We start from the raw sequence: 16,658 nt of genomic DNA, 5'->3' as shown, positions 1-16,658 counted from the left end.
GGGCGCGCAACTTGCTATCCTGATTACAGGAGGCCCGCCCATGCAAAAATTCGACGAGATGTACGCCATGCTGCCCTTTGATGGCAGCGATGTGCGCGAGCACTACAAGCGCTACGGCCATTGGCTTTCACGCCAGCCCGCCGATGCGATGCAGGCCCGGCGGGCCCAGGCCGAGCTGATCTTCCGGCGCGTGGGCATCACGTTTGCGGTCTATGGGGCCAAGGACGAAGACGGCGCGGGCAGCGAGCGGCTCATTCCGTTCGACCTGATTCCCCGCATCATCCCTGGCCATGAGTGGGCGCAGATGCAGCGCGGCCTGGTGCAGCGGGTCACGGCGCTCAACCGCTTCATCCGGGATGTCTATCACGGGCAGGACATTTTGCGTGCGGGCATTGTTCCGTCCGACCTGGTGCTGAACAACGCGCAATACCGCCCCGAGATGGCCGGCGTGCAGGTGCCCCGGGACATCTATGCGCACATTGCCGGCATCGACATCGTGCGGGCCGCAAACGCCCAGGGGGAGGGCGTGTACTACGTGCTCGAAGACAACCTGCGCGTGCCCTCGGGAGTTTCCTACATGCTCGAAAACCGCAAGATGATGATGCGGCTTTTCCCCGAGCTTTTCAGCGCGCATGCGGTGGCCCCCGTGGCCCATTACCCCGACCTGCTGCTCGAAACCCTGCGCGCCAGTGCCCCGGCCACGGTGGCCGAGCCCACGGTGGTGGTGCTAACCCCTGGCATGCACAACAGCGCCTATTTCGAGCATGCTTTTCTCGCGCAGCAGATGGGGGTGGAGCTGGTGGAGGGGCAGGACCTGGTGGTCAAGGACCGGTTTGTGTACATGCGCACCACGCGCGGCCTGCAGCGGGTGCATGTGATCTACCGGCGGGTGGACGATGATTATCTGGATCCGCAGGTGTTTCGCCGCACGTCCACGCTGGGCTGCGCGGGCCTGATGGATGCCTACCGCGCGGGCAACGTGGGCATCTGCAACGCCGTGGGGACCGGCGTGGCCGATGACAAATCGGTGTACCCCTATGTGCCCGAGATGATCCGCTTCTACCTCGGCGAAGAACCCATCCTGAAAAACGTGCCCACCTGGATGTGCCGCAAGCAGGGCGACCTGCAGTATGTGCTGGCGCATCTGTCTGAACTGGTGGTGAAGGAAGTGCACGGTGCCGGCGGCTACGGCATGCTCATCGGCCCGGCCGCCACGCAATCAGAAATCGAAGACTTCCGCCGCGCCCTGCTGGCCAATCCGGCCGGCTACATCGCCCAGCCCACGCTCAGCCTGTCCACCTGCCCGACCTTTGTAGACAGCGGCATCGCCCCCCGCCATATTGACCTGCGCCCCTTCGTGCTCAGCGGCCGGGAGGTGCAGATGGTGGCGGGTGGCCTCACGCGCGTGGCCTTGCAGGACGGCTCCCTGGTCGTCAATTCGTCGCAGGGCGGTGGCACCAAGGACACCTGGGTGCTGGGACAAGAAGGGGGTGAACCATGCTGAGCCGCACTGCCGATCATCTGTTCTGGATGTCACGCTATACCGAGCGGGCCGCTCTGTTTACGCCAGTAAACAGGGGGGGCGCTAACAACTGTGCGAAGCACTTGTTATGCGTCCACCAAAAGGCTGCCGCAGGCAGTCTTTCACCACAACACGGCCTGCGCGCGCAGCGCGTGCGGGGTTCTCTGCCCGGGGAGGAAACATGCTGAGCCGCACTGCCGATCATCTGTTCTGGATGTCGAGATACACCGAAAGGGCAGAGAACACCGCCCGCATGCTCAACGTGAGTTACGAGACATCGCTGCTGCCGCAGTCGGCCGCCGTGGCTCAGGAAGGCTGGCTGGGGCTGTTGTCGATCAGCGAGCTGATTCCGGCCTACACCGAAAAGCACGGGGAGGTCACCCCTGCCAAGGTGCTCGAATTCATGGTGCGCGATGGCGACAATCCGTCCTCCATCCTGTCTTGCCTGCGCGCTGCGCGGGAGAACGCGCGGGCGGTGCGCGGTGCGCTCACCACCGAAGTCTGGGAAACCCAGAACCAGACCTGGCTGGAACTGGCGCGGCAACTCCATGGTGGCATCTTCGAGCGCGATCCTGGCCAGTTTTTTGAATGGGTCAAATACCGCTCGCACCTGTCGCGCGGTGTCACGCTGGGCACCATGCTGCAGGACGAGGCCTTTCATTTCCTGCGGCTGGGCACTTTTCTGGAGCGCAGTGACAACACGGCCCGCCTGCTGGATGTGAAGTTCCACGCCGTGAACAACGACTTCTTCGGCCGTGCCAGCGAGCGCAACCAGGAGAACGACTTCTACCACTGGAGCGCCATCTTGCGCAGCGTTTCAGCGTTCGAGGTGTACCGCAAGGTCTACCGCGACGTCATCACGCCGGGGCGGGTTGCCGACCTGCTGATCCTGCGCCGAGACATGCCGCGCTCGCTGCACGCCAGCCTGCGGGAGGTGGTGGATAACCTGGCCGTGGTGGCCAACGAGCAGTCGGCCGAAACGCAACGCTGCGCCGGGCGGCTGCTTGCGGATCTGCAATATGGCCGCATCGACGAAATCCTGGCCACGGGGCTGCACGCGTATCTGACGCAGTTTCTGGACCGGGTGAACGACCTGGGCGGGGGCATCAGCCGCGACTTCCTGGTGGCTGCGGGCGACTGACGCATCCGGTTTTCCGCACCCGGGTGCGGGCGCTCGCGTCAGTGGGCCTCAGTGGGAATCCTGTGCGTTGCGCCGCTGGTCGCGCAGCATGAAAAGATAGAGGCTCTCGACCTTTTCGCGTGCCCAGGGCGTCTTGCGCAGGAACTTCAGGCTGGAAGACACGCTGGGGTCGCTTTGAAAGCAGCGCACCGGAATGCGCTCGCCCAGCCCCTGCCAGCCAAAATAGTCGGCCAAGGCCACCACCATGGCTTCCAGCGTCACGCCATGCAAGGGGTTGTGGGGTTGCGCGGGGCGGGCAGCGGGGGGCGCCTTGTCGTCCTGGGCTGCAGGCTTGTCGGGGTCCGGGATGGGGCGGGGCTCTTGGGCGTTCATGGCCGCAAGCATAAGGCGATTGCGGGCCCCTGCAGCGGCGTCGGGTGAGGGCGCCCATAATCACTACCCGTCAGCACCCGCCCTGCACTGGCGGTCATCCTGTCCATTTCCCATGCCCGCCCAGCCTCCACTTCGCGTCCTGTCCGTCATCCCGCCGATGACGCAGCTCAACACCCCGTATCCGTCCACCGCGTACCTCACGGGGTTTCTGCGTTCGCGCGGGGTGGCGGCGGTGCAGGAAGACCTGGCGCTGGCGCTGGTGCTGCAACTGCTGTCGCCCGAAGGCCTGCGCGCGGTGGCGGCCCAGGTGCATGCATTGCCCGCCAAAAAGCACAGCCCTGCAGTGCAAAGCTTTGCGGCGCAGCAGGATCGCTACCTGGCCACCATTGCGCCCGCCATTGCCTTTTTGCAGGGGCGCGATTCCACCCTGGCGCATCGCATCGTCGGCCGCAATTTCTTGCCCGAGGGTCCGCGTTTTGCCTCGCTCGATGTCTATGTGGATGACGAAGGCGGCGACCCGCTGGGCTGGGCCTTTGGCGCCCTGGGCCTGCACGACCGCGCCAAGCACCTGGCCACGCTGTACCTGAACGACCTGGCCGATGTGCTGCGCGATGCGGTGGACCCGCGCTTTGAATTTGTGCGCTACGCCGAATCGCTGGCGGGCAGCCAGCCCACGTTCGAGCCGCTGGCCCAGGCGCTGGCTGCGGCGCCGAATCTGGTGGACGACACGCTGCGCGATCTGACCCTGGCTGCTGTCGAGCGCCATGCGCCCACGGTGGTGCTGCTGTCGGTGCCGTTCCCCGGCTCTGCCTATGCGGCGTTTCGCATTGCGCAAACCATCAAGGCGCACCACCCGCACATCGCCACGGTGCTGGGCGGTGGCTTTGTCAACACCGAGCTGCGCGAACTGACCGAGCCGCGCGTGTTTGACTATTTCGACTACGTGACGCTGGATGCGGGCGAGCGCCCTTTACTGGCGCTGCTGGAGCACCTGCAGGGCCAACGCGGCCGCCAGCGGCTGGTGCGCACCTTTGTGCGCGCTGAAGGTGGCGCTGAAGGTGGCGCTGAAGGTGGTGGTGGCGCGGGCACCGTGCAGTACATCAACATGATGGAGGCCGACATCGCCTTTGCCGAGGTGGGCACGCCCACCTGGGATGGCCTGCCGCTCGACCAATACTTGTCGCTGCTCGACATGCTCAACCCCATGCACCGGCTGTGGAGCGACGGGCGCTGGAACAAGCTCACGGTGGCCCATGGCTGCTACTGGAAGAAGTGCAGTTTTTGCGATGTGAGCCTGGATTACATCGGCCGCTACGAAGGCGCGTCGGCCACCGTGCTGGCCGACCGCATCGAATCCATCGTGCGTGAAACCGGGCAGACCGGGTTTCACTTTGTCGATGAAGCCGCGCCACCCAAGGCCCTGAAGGCGTTGGCCACCGAGCTGATCGCGCGCAACGCCGGCATATCGTGGTGGGGCAACATCCGCTTTGAGAAAACCTTCAACCCCGAGCTGTGCAATCTGCTGGCTGACAGCGGCTGCATTGCCATTTCGGGCGGGCTCGAAGTCGCTTCGGACCGGCTGCTTCAGCTCATGAAAAAGGGTGTATCGGTGGACCAGGTGGCGCGCGTGACGCGGGCCTTCACCGACGCGGGCATTTTGGTGCACGCCTACCTGATGTATGGCTTTCCCACCCAGACGGTGCAGGACACCGTGGATGCGCTCGAATACGTGCGCCAGCTGTTCGCCAATGGCTGCATCCAGAGCGGTTTTTTTCACCGCTTTGCCTGCACGGTGCATTCGCCCGTGGGCCAGCATCCCGAGGAATACGGTGTCACCCTGCAGCCCCTGCCGCCGGTGAGCTTTGCCAAGAACGACATCGGCTTTCACGACCCCACGGGCGTGGACCACGACGCATTGGGCGGCGCGCTCAAGAAAGCCATCTACAACTACATGCACGGCATCGGGCTCGAAGAAGACGTGCGCAGCTGGTTCCCCTTCAAGGTGCCCAAGACCACCGTGCAACGCAACCGCATCGAGCGGGCACTGCGCGAGCGTGGGTGACTGGCTTGCGGGCGGGCGCGGGGGCACAGGGCGCGCAGATCCGGCGCCACGCGGCCGGCGCCCTACCTTTGGAATGCTCTTGTTTTAATAGCTGCTTGCGCTGGATGCGCAAGCGCTGCAGGCCTAAAACCCTTGAAAAATGGCGCGCCGCATCAGCAATGCCGGCGCCGGCGCGTCACTCCACTTCGCCCATCTGCGATTGCAGGTAGTTGGGCAGGCCCACTTTGTCGATCAGGTCGATCTGGGTTTCGAGGAAGTCGATGTGCTCCTCGGTGTCGTCCAGAATTTTCTGCAGCAGATCGCGCGAGACATAGTCGCGCACGGTTTCGCAATGGGCAATGCCGTCCTTGATGGTGGCCTGGGCGCCTTGTTCGGCGCGCAGGTCGCAGGCCAGGATCTCGGGCACGTCTTCACCCACCTGGATCTTGGCCAGGTCCTGCAGGTTGGGCAGGCCGTCGAGCATGAAGATGCGGTCCATCAACCAGTCGGCGTGCTTCATTTCGCCGATGGATTCGGAATATTCCTTCTTGGCCAGCTTGTCGAAGCCCCAGTGCTTGAGCATGCGGTAGTGCAGAAAATACTGGTTGATGGCCGTGAGTTCGTTCTTGAGCTGGGCCTGCAGATGGCCAATGACTTGTGCGTCACCCTTCATGGTGTTTCCTTGTTGCGTTGGTTCGGCTGTGATTGTCGTGGCCCCACACCGCTCGCGCAACACAAGCCCCTGCGGGGGGCGCCAGCCGGGATGCAGTCTGTGGTCTTGTCATAAAATAGCAATACTCAATTGATTCAATGAATTCAATTAATTGGATTGATTGGTTTGGAAAGCCTAAACTTCAGTCCTGTTCAGTCAACCAACCACTAAGGAAACAGCAATGTCCCTGATCAACACGCAAGTTCAGCCTTTCAAGACCCAGGCTTTCCACAACGGCAAGTTCATCGAAGTGACAGAACAGTCACTCAAAGGCAAGTGGTCGGTCGTGATCTTCATGCCCGCCGCCTTCACCTTCAACTGTCCCACCGAAGTGGAAGACGCCGCTGAACACTACGCCGAGTTCCAGAAGGCCGGCACCGAGGTGTACATCGTTACCACCGACACGCATTTCTCGCACAAGGTCTGGCACGAAACGTCTCCTGCCGTGGGCAAGGCCAAGTTCCCCCTGGTGGGCGACCCAACGCACCAGCTGACCCGCGCTTTTGACGTGCACATCGACGAAGAAGGCCTTGCACTGCGCGGCACCTTCATCATCAACCCCGATGGCGTGATCAAGACCATGGAAGTGCATTCCAACGAAATCGCCCGTGACGTGAAGGAAACCCTGCGCAAGCTCAAGGCTGCCCAGTACACCGCAGCGCATCCTGGCGAAGTGTGCCCTGCCAAGTGGAACGAAGGCGCCAAGACCATCGCTCCATCGCTGGACCTGGTCGGCAAGATCTAAGCCGCAAAGCCGTCATACGGCGGAGCGCCCTCCAGGCGCTCCCAAGCCGGACCACGCTGTGGCGCCCGCGCCATGCCGTCCGGCTTTTTTACGCCTGCTTTATTTGTGTTGACGGCGCCAAAAGCGCCCACAGCACGCATCCCACACAACTCGAATCTACAAGGACACCACCATGCTCGACGAACAACTCAAGACCCAACTTTCGGCATACCTGGAACGCGTGCAGCAGCCGTTCGAGCTGGTGGCATCCCTGGACGACAGCGACACCGCCCGCGAAATGCTGGACCTGTTGCAAACCATCCAGTCGCTGCGCAGCGACAAGATCACCCTGCGCACCGATGGCAACGACGCGCGCAAGCCCTCGTTCACGCTGCAGCGCGTGGGCAGTACCAGCCAGCTGCGCTTTGCCGGCCTGCCGCTGGGCCATGAGTTCACATCGCTGGTGCTGGCACTGCTCTGGACGGGCGGCCATCCGCCCAAGGCCGAACAGGACGTTCTGGACCAGATCGACGCGCTCGAAGGCGATTTCAACTTCGAGGTCTACATGAGCCTGAGCTGCCACAACTGCCCCGACGTGGTGCAGGCGCTGAGCCTCATGGCCATCCGCAACCCGCGCATCAAGACCACGGTGATCGAAGGCGGCGCCTTCCAGGAAGAAGTCAACCGCCGCGAAGTCATGGCCGTGCCCATGGTGTTCCTGAACGGCGAAGTGTTCGGCTCGGGCCGCATGCTGCTCGAAGAAATCGTCGCCAAGCTCGACACCGGCGCGGCCGCGAAAGAGGCCGCCAAGCTCAGCGCCAAAGAAGCCTTTGACGTACTCATCATCGGCGGTGGCCCCGCAGGCGCTGCAGCCGCCGTGTACGCCGCCCGCAAAGGCATCCGCACCGGCGTGGCCGCCGAACGCTTTGGTGGCCAGGTGAATGACACACTGGGCATCGAAAACTACATCTCGGTGCTGGAGACCGACGGCCCCAAGTTTGCCGCCGCCCTCGAAGCCCACACCCGCGCCTACGACGTAGACATCATGAACCTGCAGCGCGCTGAAGCGCTGATTCCCGCCACCGAACCCGGCGGCCTGATCGAGGTGAAGCTGGGCAACGGCGGCTCGCTCAGGTCCAAGACCGTGATCCTCTCCACCGGCGCGCGCTGGCGCAATGTGAATGTGCCCGGCGAAGCCGAGTACAAGAACAAAGGCGTGGCCTACTGCCCGCACTGCGACGGCCCGCTGTTCAAGGGCAAGCGCGTGTCGGTCATCGGCGGCGGCAACTCGGGTGTCGAGGCCGCTATTGACCTGGCCGGTGTGGTGCAGCATGTCACGCTGGTGGAGTTTGCCGACCAGCTCAAGGCCGACGCCGTGCTGGTGAGCAAGCTCAAGAGCCTGCCCAATGTCACCATCCATACCAACGCGCAGACCACCGAAATCACCGGTGCCGACGGCAAGGTGAACGGCATGAAGTTCAAGGACCGCGCCACGAACGAAGAGCACCTGGTGCCCCTGGAAGGCGTGTTCGTGCAGATCGGCCTGGTGCCCAACACCGACTGGCTCAAGGGCACGGTCGAGTTGAGCAGGTTTGGCGAGATCGAGATCGACGCCAAGGGCCACACCAACGTGCCCGGCGTGTTTGCTGCCGGCGACTGCACCACCGTGCCCTACAAGCAGATCGTGATTGCCGCCGGCGCCGGTGCCACGGCCGCGCTGAGCGCGTTCGACCATTTGATCCGCAGCGGCGTAACGGCTTGATTTTTTAAGCCAAATAGGGCTCTAGCGCTTATGGGTTAAGCGCTAGCAGCTATCAAATTAAAAGCGGCGGGGCTGTGGGGTGCAGTTCCGCCGCTTTTGTTTTGTATTCAGAAAAGACCAGGTTTCGGCCCGGAGCCGCCGATCCGTGATTTTGGGGTGACCGGTGCAAGCGCCTTGCGGCATCTGGCCGAAATTCACCCTCTCTGTGTGCCTGTGAGCCGATTTCGTAGCCAAAAGACGAAGAAGCCGCATGCAGATCCTTCAACTCGCACCGCCCTTCGTTATTACCGATAGTTACACTGCCTGCAAAACGCATCGTTCTTGAGCCGTCTTTACGAAGTGTTGTGGCGCAGGTTTTTGCCCGCACCGTCTGCTCCCACCTCCCAACATCAACATGGTTGCAAACATTCTCGTCGGCATGCTGTGCGCACACCTGCTGTGCTTTTCGGTGATGTTTTTGCTCATCAGCAAACGCCTGCACGGCCAAAAGATGGGGATGGACTTTTTTGCGATGGGCAACCTCCTGCTGGGTTGTGCCTATGTGCTGCAATTGGCTGAAGGAGGCCCCGCTTGGAGCCTGATGAGTGTTGTCAACCACACGTTCACACTCGCTTCCCCGTGGCTTACTGGCTGGGTGCCATGCGTTTTTTTGGGCACTCCGTCCCTTTGTGGCGTCCACTGCTTGCAGTCGCCGTGACCTACAGCGCCGCGCAGGTGCTGGTGCAGTGGAGCCTGGGCCCGGTGGCCCGCTACGCCATGCTGTCGGGCATGTCTGCCCTGCTGTTCCTGGTCATGGTCATTACCGTGATCTATGGTGTGCGCACATTTGCCAAAGATTTGTATGGGGAGATGTTATTTTTTGCCGCCCTGATCAGCGGCATTTGCGTGCTCAATGCACTCAAGTTCATGAAGCTTCTGGATGGCGGCCTGGATGCGCTGCAGATGGACCGCAATTTCCAGCTGGTGTTCTACATCTACATGTCATCGCTGGCCACGGTATTGCCGCCATCGATCGTTTGGCTGGTACTGCGCCGCTTGACCGATGACCTGCGCAATCTGGCTGCGCGCGACCCCCTGACGCAGTTGCTCAACCGCCGCGGGCTCACAGAAGCGCTGCAACGGTATTTCAACTCCCGCAAGGCAGTGCCTGCGCACTTGCTGATGGTTGACATCGACCACTTCAAACGCATCAACGATACCTATGGCCACCCAATTGGAGACGCCGTCCTGTGCCATGTGGCGGAGGTGCTTCGTACCACTGTGCGCGGTGGCGACTTGGCGGGCCGTTTTGGTGGCGAAGAGTTTGTTGTCATCTGCCTGGACACCGACGTTCTGGGAGTCATGCACTTGGCTGAGCGCTTGCGTGCAGCCATCGAGAATCAGGCAATCCAGGTCACAGGCTCCGACCATCCACTGCACTGCACGATCACGGTTGGGGTTTCACGCCACTTTGCCAATGCACATGTCTTGGAGGACGCCATGCGAGAAGCCGACGCCGCCCTTTACCGTGGCAAAGCCGCTGGGCGCAACCGGATTGAATTGGCCCCTTCATGAGCGGGCACGGAAGTTGTAAAAACGCTCCTCTATTGATAGCTTTTAGCGCTTGATGGGTGTGGCCTACGACCGAATTTGTTCTCAAATTTCCCCAATGTGCACGGGGGATGCCGCACACGCGCAGCACGCGCTCTCGTGCTCTCGCGAACATCGCCCTTGGTCAACCAGCGCCCCTCGCGGGCGCGGCCACCTCAATACACCAGCCGGTCCGGCTGCAGCTCCTGCAGGATGGTGGTGGCGATCTCTTCGATGGATTTGGTGGTGGTGGACAGCCAGCGGATTCCCGCGCGGCGCATCATGGCCTCGGCTTCGGCCACTTCGTGGCGGCAGTTCTGCAGGCTGGCGTAGCGCGAGTCGGGTCGGCGCTCGGTGCGGATCTCGGACAGCCGCTCGGGGCTGATCGTCAGGCCAAAGATCTTTTTGCGAAACTCCATCAGTGCCGGCGGCAACTGGCGGCGGTCAAAGTCTTCGGGGATCAGCGGGTAGTTGGCGGCTTTCAGGCCATGCTGCATGGCCAGGTACAGGCTGGTGGGGGTTTTGCCGCTGCGGCTTACGCCCACCAAGATCACGTCGGCACCGGCCAGGTCGCGGTGGCTCTGGCCATCGTCGTGCGCCAGGCTGAAGTTGATGGCCTCGATGCGGTCGGTGTATTCCTTGCTGCGGCTCACGTCGCTGAAACGACCCACCCGGTGGTGCGACTTGACGCCAAGCTCTTCTTCGAGCGGGTGCACGAAGGTGCCGAACATGTCCAGCAGCATGCCTTTGCAGCCTTCCTGGATGACCTTGAGCACTTCCATGTTCACCAGCGTGGTGAAAACGATGGGTTTTTTACCCTCCAGCTCGGCGGTGTGGTTGATCTGGCGCACGGCCTGGTGGGCCTTGTCCTCGGTGTCCACGAACGGCAGGCGCACGCGGCGCGGTGCCAGTTCGAACTGGGCCAGGATGGCGTTGCCGAATGTTTCGGCGGTGATGCCGGTGCCGTCTGACACAAAGAATACGGTGCGCGAGTGCATGGGGGCCTTTTCAAGAGCGTGTGCCTGTCGCCACAGCGGCAAGCCTACAATTGTGTCAATTATCCAATTCTCACCATGCACCCGGTCGGCCGACAACCACAACCACAAAGCTGCAGCCCGTGCATGGCCGCTCGCCCCTTGCTCCTTATGGGCGGGCGCGCAGACCCGGTTTTAACTTCTGGAGCTTTCCCATGTCTGCACTTTTCAGCCCGACCGCCCTGGTCGTTCCGTTTGAAAACCTGAGAATGACCGACGTCGAGGCGGTCGGCGGCAAAAACGCCTCCCTCGGCGAGATGATCTCGCAGCTGCCGCACGGCGTGCGGGTGCCCACGGGCTTTGCCACCACGGCCCACGCGTTCCGCGAGTTTTTGGCCTTTGAGGGCCTGGCCGACCGGATCAGCGCCAAGCTGGCCGCGCTCGACACCGAAGACGTGCGTGCCCTGGCCGCCGTGGGCGCCGAAATCCGCGCCATGGTCGAGGCCCAGCCTTTCCCGGCCGACCTGCAAAAGGCCATTGCCGAGGCATTTGCCACCCTGTCCGAGGGCAACCCCGAAGCCAGCTTTGCCGTGCGTTCGTCCGCCACGGCCGAGGACTTGCCCGACGCATCCTTTGCCGGCCAGCAGGAAACCTTTTTGAACGTGCATGGCATCGACGAGGTGCTGCACAAGATGAAGGAGGTGTTCGCCAGTCTCTACAACGACCGCGCCATCAGCTACCGCGTGCACAAGGGTTTTGCGCACGATGTGGTGGCCCTGTCGGCCGGCGTGCAGCGCATGGTGCGCTCCGACCTGGGCGCGGCGGGCGTGATGTTCACCATCGACACCGAATCGGGTTTTGAAGACGTGGTGTTCATCACCAGCAGCTACGGCCTGGGCGAGACGGTGGTGCAGGGCGCCGTCAACCCTGACGAGTTCTATGTGCACAAGCCCATGCTCAAGGCGGGCAAGAAGGCGGTGATCCGCCGCAACCTGGGCTCCAAGCTGATCCAGATGGTGTTTGCCACGCCCGAGGAAAAGGCCCAGACCGGCAAGCTCATCAAGACCATCGACGTGCCTACCGAGCAGCGCAACCGATACTCGCTCACCGATGCCGATGTGGAGCTGCTGGCGCACTATGCCGTGGTCATCGAGCAGCACTATGGCCGCCCCATGGACATCGAGTGGGGCAAGGACGGCACCGACGGCCAGCTTTACATCCTGCAGGCGCGTCCTGAAACGGTGAAGAGCCAGGCCAAGGGCCAAGCCGAGTTGCGCTACAAGCTCAAGGGCCATGGCGCCGTGCTGGCCGAAGGCCGTGCCATTGGCCAGAAGATCGGCACCGGCCCGGTCCGCATCGTGCACAACATCAGCGAAATGGACAAGGTGCAGCCCGGCGACGTGCTGGTGACCGACATGACCGACCCCAACTGGGAACCCGTGATGAAGCGCGCCAGCGCCATCGTCACCAACCGCGGTGGCCGCACCTGCCACGCCGCCATCATTGCGCGCGAGCTGGGCATTCCTGCCGTCGTGGGTTGCGGTGACGCGACCGAGCGCCTGAAAGACGGCACGCTGGTCACGGTGAGCTGCTCGGAAGGTGACACCGGCCGCATCTATGACGGCCTGCTTGAGACCGAGATCACCGAAGTGCAGCGCGGCGAGATGCCGGCCATCCAGACCAAGATCATGATGAACGTGGGCAACCCGCAACTGGCGTTTGACTTTGCCCAGCTGCCCAACGAGGGCGTCGGGTTGGCGCGGCTGGAGTTCATCATCAACAACAACATTGGTGTGCACCCCAAGGCCATCCTCGATTATCCGAATATCGACAACGACCTGAAAAAGGCCGTGGAATCGGTGGCCCGAGGCCACGCCAGCCCCCGTGCCTTCTATGTGGACAAGGTGGCCGAAGGTGTGGCCACCATTGCGGCCGCCTTCTGGCCCAAGCCCGTCATCGTGCGCCTGTCGGACTTCAAGAGCAATGAATACCGCAAGCTGATTGGCGGCAGCCGCTACGAGCCCGAGGAAGAAAACCCGATGCTGGGCTTTCGCGGTGCGGCGCGCTACATCAGCGCCGAGTTCGGCGAGGCCTTTGCCATGGAGTGCGAGGCTTTGAAGCGCGTGCGCAACGAGATGGGCCTGACGAACGTGCAGGTGATGGTGCCTTTTGTGCGCACGCTGGGCCAGGCCGAGCGCGTGACCAAGCTGCTGGCCCAGCACGGCCTCTCGCGTGGCAAGGACGACCTCAAGGTCATCATGATGTGCGAGGTGCCCAGCAACGCCATCCTGGCCGAGCGCTTCCTGGAGTTCTTCGATGGTTTCTCCATTGGCTCCAACGACCTGACACAGCTCACCCTGGGCCTGGACCGCGACTCGGGCCTGGAACTGCTGGCGCAGGACTTTGACGAGCGCGATCCGGCTGTGGAAGCACTGATTCACCAGGCCATCAAGGCCTGCCTGGCACAGGGCAAGTACATCGGCATCTGCGGCCAGGGCCCTAGCGATCACCCTGATTTTGCGCAGTGGCTGGCTAAGGAAGGCATCTCGTCTATCTCGCTGAACCCTGACAGCGTGATCGCCACCTGGCAGCAACTGGCACGCTGAGTGCGCAGGGGCTGCCCTTGTCCAACCCACGGTAGTGAGCACACCCTGGATGCAGCCCTTGAAAAAAATCCACGAACCTGAACTGGCGGGCCCCTTCCCGCCAGACCTGCACGACGTGCGCCACCTCCGGCTCAAGGGGGGACTGATTTTCGTCTGGGGGCTGGTGTCTTTCGGGGCAGCGTACTTTGCCCGCGACTTGCAGTCCCTCGCCGCGGGAGGCTGGCCACTGGGCTACTGGATCGCCGCCCAGGGGGCGGTGTTGATGTTCATTGCCATCGTGGTGGCCTACTGCTGGGCCATGAACCGGTTTGAGCGCCAGGACGCCGCGCGGGTGGCTGCCCTGACCGTCGAACAGGGCAAACCCCATGGCTGAGCCGGTGGGGGCCGGGCAGGGGGGGGAGGACAAGGCCTACCTTTGGCGTTTGCACCGCATCTTTGCCCTTTATGTGGTGGGGGTGGTGGCGTTTCTGGCCCTGATGGCCTGGGCGGAGCAGCAGGGGCTTTCCAGGCATTGGATCGGCCCGATCTTCCTGTTTCTCACGGTGATGGTCTATGCCGGTATCGGCGTGTATGGCCGCACCTCCGATCCGGAAGAGTATTACGTGGCGGGGCGCCGCATTCCGCCTGTGTACAACGGCATGGCGGCAGCGGCCGACTGGATGAGCGCGGCTTCGTTCATCAGCCTGTCGGGGGCCCTGTATCTGCAGGGGTTCTCTGGCACACGCGACCAAGCGGGGGGGCTGGCCTACCTGCTCGGCTGGACCGGTGGTTTTTGCCTGGTGGCCATGTTGATCGCGCCCCATCTGCGTGCCATGGGCCTTTACACGGTGCCGGACTTCTTTCATGTGCGTTTTGGCGGACGCTGGCCGCGCATCATTGCCGCATTGGCGGCGGTGCTGTGCTCCTTCACGTATGTGGTGGCCCAGATCTACGGTGTGGGCCTCATTGCATCGCGCCTGACGGGCGTGCAGTTCGAGATCGGCATCATGCTGGGGCTGGGTGGTGTGCTGCTGTGCTCGTTCCTGGGCGGCATGCGCGCGATCACCTGGACGCAGGTGGCACAGTATGTGGTGCTGCTGCTGGCGTTCCTGATTCCGGTGTCGTGGCTGGCCTACAAGCAATTGGGCAATCCACTGGCGCCCCTGGTCTACGGCGCACAGCTGGGCAAGATTGCCGATCTGGAAGAGCACTTGATCGATTCCCCGGCAGAGCACGAAGTGGTGGTGGCCTACCTGCGGCGCGCCCAGGACTACGAGGCGCGCCTGCAGGATGTGGAAGGGGCGCTGGAACGCGAGCGCGAAAAGGGGCGTGAACGCATCCGGGCCCTGCGCGACCAGAATGCCGAAGTGGGCCTGATTGTCTCGGCCAGCCGCGAACTGGTCGCGCTGCCGCGGGATGCAGCATCGGCACGGGAACGCTGGACACGCGAGATGCGCGAAAACTACGAGCGAGCCAAGCCCCTGGGAGGCCTGCCGCTGCACAGCCAGGCCTTTGCCGGCAACCCCGAAGGTTCGCCGCACGAGCGGCAGGAGTACGAGCTGGCGCGGCGCAACTTTCTGGCGCTCATGTTTTGCCTGATGGTGGGCACTGCGGGGCTGCCGCATCTGCTGACCCGCTACTACACCGCGCCCTCCGTGGCTGCGGCAAGGTCTTCGGTGGCGTGGTCGCTGTTTTTTATTGCCCTGCTGTACCTTAGCGCGCCGGCGCTTGCGGTGCTGGTGAAGTTCGAGGTCATGCAGAACCTGGTGGGTAGCAGTTTCGACACCTTGCCCAGCTGGATGGCGCAGTGGGCGCGGGTGGATGCATCGCTGTTGTCAGTGGAGGATGTGAATGGCGACGGTCTGGTGCAGTTTGGGGAGATCCGGCTGGGTGCCGATCTCATCATGCTGGCCACGCCGGAGCTGGGGGGGCTGCCCTATGTGGTATCGGGCCTGGTGGCCGCGGGTGGGCTGGCGGCGGCCTTGTCTACTGCCGACGGGCTCCTGCTGACCATCAGCAATGCACTGGTGCGCGATCTCTATTACCGCGGGGGCCCGCGGGACGCGTCTCCGGAGCAACGCGTTATTCTGACCAAGTTCACCTTGCTGGCCGTCGCGTTGGCTGCGGCATTCGTGGCAGCGCTCAAACCGTCCGAGATTCTGCCGCTCGTTTCGGCGTCTTTTTCCCTGGCGGCGTCGGCTTTTGTGCCGGTGATGGTGTTGGGAATCTTCTGGCGCGGAACCACGCGCCAGGGCGCGGTGGCGGGCATGCTGGCGGGGCTGGGAATTGCCGTGTATTACATGCTTTCCCATGTGCCCATGTTGCGCACTTGGGCGGGTTGGCTGCTGGCGGATGGTCTGTGGTTCGGCATTCAGCCGATTTCTGCAGGGGTGTTTGGGGTGCCGCTGGGGCTGATCGTCGCTTTTGTGGTGAGCCGTGTCACGCGACCGGCACCAGCGCTGCCCCTCGTGCGCTCCGAGATGTAAGTGCCGGGACCTTGTGCAGGCGAATGTACGGCTGGCGGCCACTACTGCGGGGCGGGGCGCCCTGATTTATGGAAACCCCGGATACCCAAAGCACGGTAAACCTGCGAAGCTGTTTCAAGAATTTGCACGCATCGCCGGTGCCGCGCAGTTTCCACGTCGAAGGAGGAACATGTTACTGATCAAAACGCAAGCCGGGCAGGAGGCGATGAAAGACCGGCAAGGCGGGTTGACGTCTCGCCAGCGCACGGCATTCATTCTGTTTGATGGCAAACGCACAACCGCCGATGTGCTTGCAGCCACTGCTGCAATGGGGATCACCCAGGACGACGTGCAGGCGATGTTGACACAGGGCCTGTTGGAGCCTGCCGCAGGGCAGGCGGCGGCGGCTTCGTGGTCCGCGAGCGCGGGTGGCGCCACGCCGTCATTCGAGTTGTCGGACGAGGTCAGTGGCCGCTCGGATATGGAGCGTTATCAGGCGGCCTATCTCGTTGCCACCGAACTGACCTCCGGCTTGGGGCTGCGCGGCTTTCGCCTGAATCTGGCCCTGGAGGGTGCGGGCAGTTTTGACGACCTTGCGGCGTTGGCCCCGAAGATTCGCGAGGCTGTGGGCGATGCCAAATTTGCCCGGCTGGAAAAGGCCTTGTTCAGCTGACGCTGCATTCCTTGGCTGGTCCGCGGGTCCCGTTTCCATCAGGCGGAATCAAGAAACAAAAAAGCGGCCTTGCGGGCAAGCCCCTCGCTTAACTTGTTGAAACGAGGGGGCCGGAAAC

The 16,658-nt window shown here is 62.9% G+C and carries 14 protein-coding genes and 1 pseudogene; 11 read left to right on the top strand and 4 right to left on the bottom strand.

Translation table 11 applies throughout. The features are described 5' to 3' along the window. The first annotated feature begins 40 nt into the window (after positions 1-40). From CBP34_RS13585 to CBP34_RS13575, 3 genes are read left to right on the top strand one after another with little or no spacing between them, the layout of a single operon-like run. Positions 41-1,504 carry a circularly permuted type 2 ATP-grasp protein gene (locus CBP34_RS13585; RefSeq protein ID WP_086927782.1) on the top strand — a complete coding sequence of 488 codons (1,464 nt, stop codon included), beginning with the start codon at positions 41-43 and terminating at the stop codon, positions 1,502-1,504. Further along, a complete protein-coding gene (locus CBP34_RS13580; protein WP_086927781.1) occupies positions 1,498-1,710 on the top strand; it encodes an alpha-E domain-containing protein in 213 nt (70 codons plus the stop codon). The genes CBP34_RS13585 and CBP34_RS13580 overlap by 7 nt, the downstream gene beginning before the upstream one ends. After that, positions 1,704-2,663, top strand: a complete 960-nt coding sequence (locus tag CBP34_RS13575) for an alpha-E domain-containing protein (RefSeq protein ID WP_094098342.1) — start codon at positions 1,704-1,706, stop codon at positions 2,661-2,663. Before CBP34_RS13580 ends, CBP34_RS13575 begins: the two co-directional genes overlap by 7 nt. A 48-nt stretch (positions 2,664-2,711) precedes the next feature. Here the strand turns inward: CBP34_RS13575 and CBP34_RS13570 are convergent, their stop codons facing one another. Then, positions 2,712-3,035, bottom strand: coding sequence for a VF530 family protein (locus CBP34_RS13570; RefSeq protein ID WP_086914135.1), 324 nt, complete (start codon positions 3,033-3,035; stop codon positions 2,712-2,714). A gap of 157 nt (positions 3,036-3,192) precedes the next feature. Here CBP34_RS13570 and CBP34_RS13565 point away from each other — a divergent pair, with 157 nt between their 5' ends. Further along, a complete protein-coding gene (locus CBP34_RS13565) occupies positions 3,193-5,097 on the top strand; it encodes a B12-binding domain-containing radical SAM protein (protein WP_094098341.1) in 1,905 nt (634 codons plus the stop codon). A 175-nt stretch (positions 5,098-5,272) separates the two neighbouring features. On the opposite strand, the gene bfr is transcribed toward CBP34_RS13565, so the two are convergent. Beyond that, complete coding sequence (bfr, locus tag CBP34_RS13560; RefSeq protein ID WP_086927777.1) at positions 5,273-5,749, bottom strand: bacterioferritin; 477 nt, start codon at positions 5,747-5,749, stop codon at positions 5,273-5,275. Between the two features lie 220 nt (positions 5,750-5,969). On the opposite strand from bfr, the gene ahpC reads away from it, so the two are divergent. Further along, positions 5,970-6,533 carry an alkyl hydroperoxide reductase subunit C gene (gene ahpC / locus CBP34_RS13555; protein ID WP_094098340.1) on the top strand — a complete coding sequence of 188 codons (564 nt, stop codon included), beginning with the start codon at positions 5,970-5,972 and terminating at the stop codon, positions 6,531-6,533. A 172-nt stretch (positions 6,534-6,705) separates the two neighbouring features. Further along, positions 6,706-8,274: an alkyl hydroperoxide reductase subunit F gene (gene ahpF, locus CBP34_RS13550; protein WP_094098339.1), complete on the top strand. Its 1,569-nt coding sequence runs from the start codon at positions 6,706-6,708 to the stop codon at positions 8,272-8,274. Between the two features lie 52 nt (positions 8,275-8,326). Here the strand turns inward: ahpF and CBP34_RS19480 are convergent, their stop codons facing one another. Then, on the bottom strand, positions 8,327-8,872 hold the full coding sequence (locus CBP34_RS19480; RefSeq protein WP_157896480.1) for a hypothetical protein: 546 nt from the start codon (positions 8,870-8,872) through the stop codon (positions 8,327-8,329). Here CBP34_RS19480 and CBP34_RS13545 point away from each other — a divergent pair. Continuing rightward, positions 8,771-9,828, top strand: a pseudogene (locus tag CBP34_RS13545) (GGDEF domain-containing protein). The gene CBP34_RS19480 and the pseudogene CBP34_RS13545 sit on opposite strands and share 102 nt — an antisense overlap. Positions 9,829-10,019: 191 nt before the next feature. On the opposite strand, the gene ppsR reads toward CBP34_RS13545, so the two are convergent. Then, positions 10,020-10,841, bottom strand: a complete 822-nt coding sequence (gene ppsR, locus CBP34_RS13540) for a posphoenolpyruvate synthetase regulatory kinase/phosphorylase PpsR (RefSeq protein ID WP_086912908.1) — start codon at positions 10,839-10,841, stop codon at positions 10,020-10,022. A 191-nt stretch (positions 10,842-11,032) separates the two neighbouring features. Between ppsR and ppsA the strand changes: the two genes are divergently transcribed. The 4 genes from ppsA (at position 11,033) to CBP34_RS13520 (ending at position 16,540) form a co-directional block, all read left to right on the top strand. Beyond that, the gene (gene ppsA, locus CBP34_RS13535; protein ID WP_094098338.1) at positions 11,033-13,423 is read left to right on the top strand and encodes a phosphoenolpyruvate synthase; all 2,391 of its coding nucleotides are present in this window, start codon (positions 11,033-11,035) and stop codon (positions 13,421-13,423) included. 49 nt (positions 13,424-13,472) lie between these two features. Next, a complete protein-coding gene (locus CBP34_RS13530; RefSeq protein ID WP_094098337.1) occupies positions 13,473-13,796 on the top strand; it encodes a DUF4212 domain-containing protein in 324 nt (107 codons plus the stop codon). After that, positions 13,789-15,888, top strand: coding sequence for a VC_2705 family sodium/solute symporter (locus CBP34_RS13525; RefSeq protein WP_086912905.1), 2,100 nt, complete (start codon positions 13,789-13,791; stop codon positions 15,886-15,888). The genes CBP34_RS13530 and CBP34_RS13525 overlap by 8 nt, the downstream gene beginning before the upstream one ends. Before the next feature lie 169 nt (positions 15,889-16,057). Then, positions 16,058-16,540 (top strand): hypothetical protein, encoded by a 483-nt coding sequence (locus tag CBP34_RS13520; protein ID WP_094098336.1) that lies wholly within the window; start codon positions 16,058-16,060, stop codon positions 16,538-16,540. The last annotated feature ends 118 nt before the right edge of the window (positions 16,541-16,658 follow it).

It is taken from the genome of Acidovorax carolinensis (assembly GCF_002157145.1).
GTDB lineage: Bacteria > Pseudomonadota > Gammaproteobacteria > Burkholderiales > Burkholderiaceae_C > Acidovorax > Acidovorax carolinensis.
The sequence above is the reverse complement of the archived record's forward strand: the minus strand, read 5'-3'. Positions and strand labels throughout refer to the sequence as shown.

Excerpts from the sequence above, each read along its gene's own strand:
- CBP34_RS13585 (WP_086927782.1), top strand. The coding sequence starts at position 41 with ATGCAAAAATTCGACGAGATGTACGCCATGCTGCCCTTTGATGGCAGC.
- CBP34_RS13580 (WP_086927781.1), top strand. The coding sequence starts at position 1,498 with ATGCTGAGCCGCACTGCCGATCATCTGTTCTGGATGTCACGCTATACC.
- CBP34_RS13575 (WP_094098342.1), top strand. The coding sequence starts at position 1,704 with ATGCTGAGCCGCACTGCCGATCATCTGTTCTGGATGTCGAGATACACC.
- CBP34_RS13570 (WP_086914135.1), bottom strand. The coding sequence starts at position 3,035 with ATGAACGCCCAAGAGCCCCGCCCCATCCCGGACCCCGACAAGCCTGCA.
- CBP34_RS13565 (WP_094098341.1), top strand. The coding sequence starts at position 3,193 with ATGACGCAGCTCAACACCCCGTATCCGTCCACCGCGTACCTCACGGGG.
- bfr (WP_086927777.1), bottom strand. The coding sequence starts at position 5,749 with ATGAAGGGTGACGCACAAGTCATTGGCCATCTGCAGGCCCAGCTCAAG.
- ahpC (WP_094098340.1), top strand. The coding sequence starts at position 5,970 with ATGTCCCTGATCAACACGCAAGTTCAGCCTTTCAAGACCCAGGCTTTC.
- ahpF (WP_094098339.1), top strand. The coding sequence starts at position 6,706 with ATGCTCGACGAACAACTCAAGACCCAACTTTCGGCATACCTGGAACGC.
- ppsR (WP_086912908.1), bottom strand. The coding sequence starts at position 10,841 with ATGCACTCGCGCACCGTATTCTTTGTGTCAGACGGCACCGGCATCACC.
- ppsA (WP_094098338.1), top strand. The coding sequence starts at position 11,033 with ATGTCTGCACTTTTCAGCCCGACCGCCCTGGTCGTTCCGTTTGAAAAC.
- CBP34_RS13530 (WP_094098337.1), top strand. The coding sequence starts at position 13,473 with ATGCAGCCCTTGAAAAAAATCCACGAACCTGAACTGGCGGGCCCCTTC.
- CBP34_RS13525 (WP_086912905.1), top strand. The coding sequence starts at position 13,789 with ATGGCTGAGCCGGTGGGGGCCGGGCAGGGGGGGGAGGACAAGGCCTAC.
- CBP34_RS13520 (WP_094098336.1), top strand. The coding sequence starts at position 16,058 with ATGTTACTGATCAAAACGCAAGCCGGGCAGGAGGCGATGAAAGACCGG.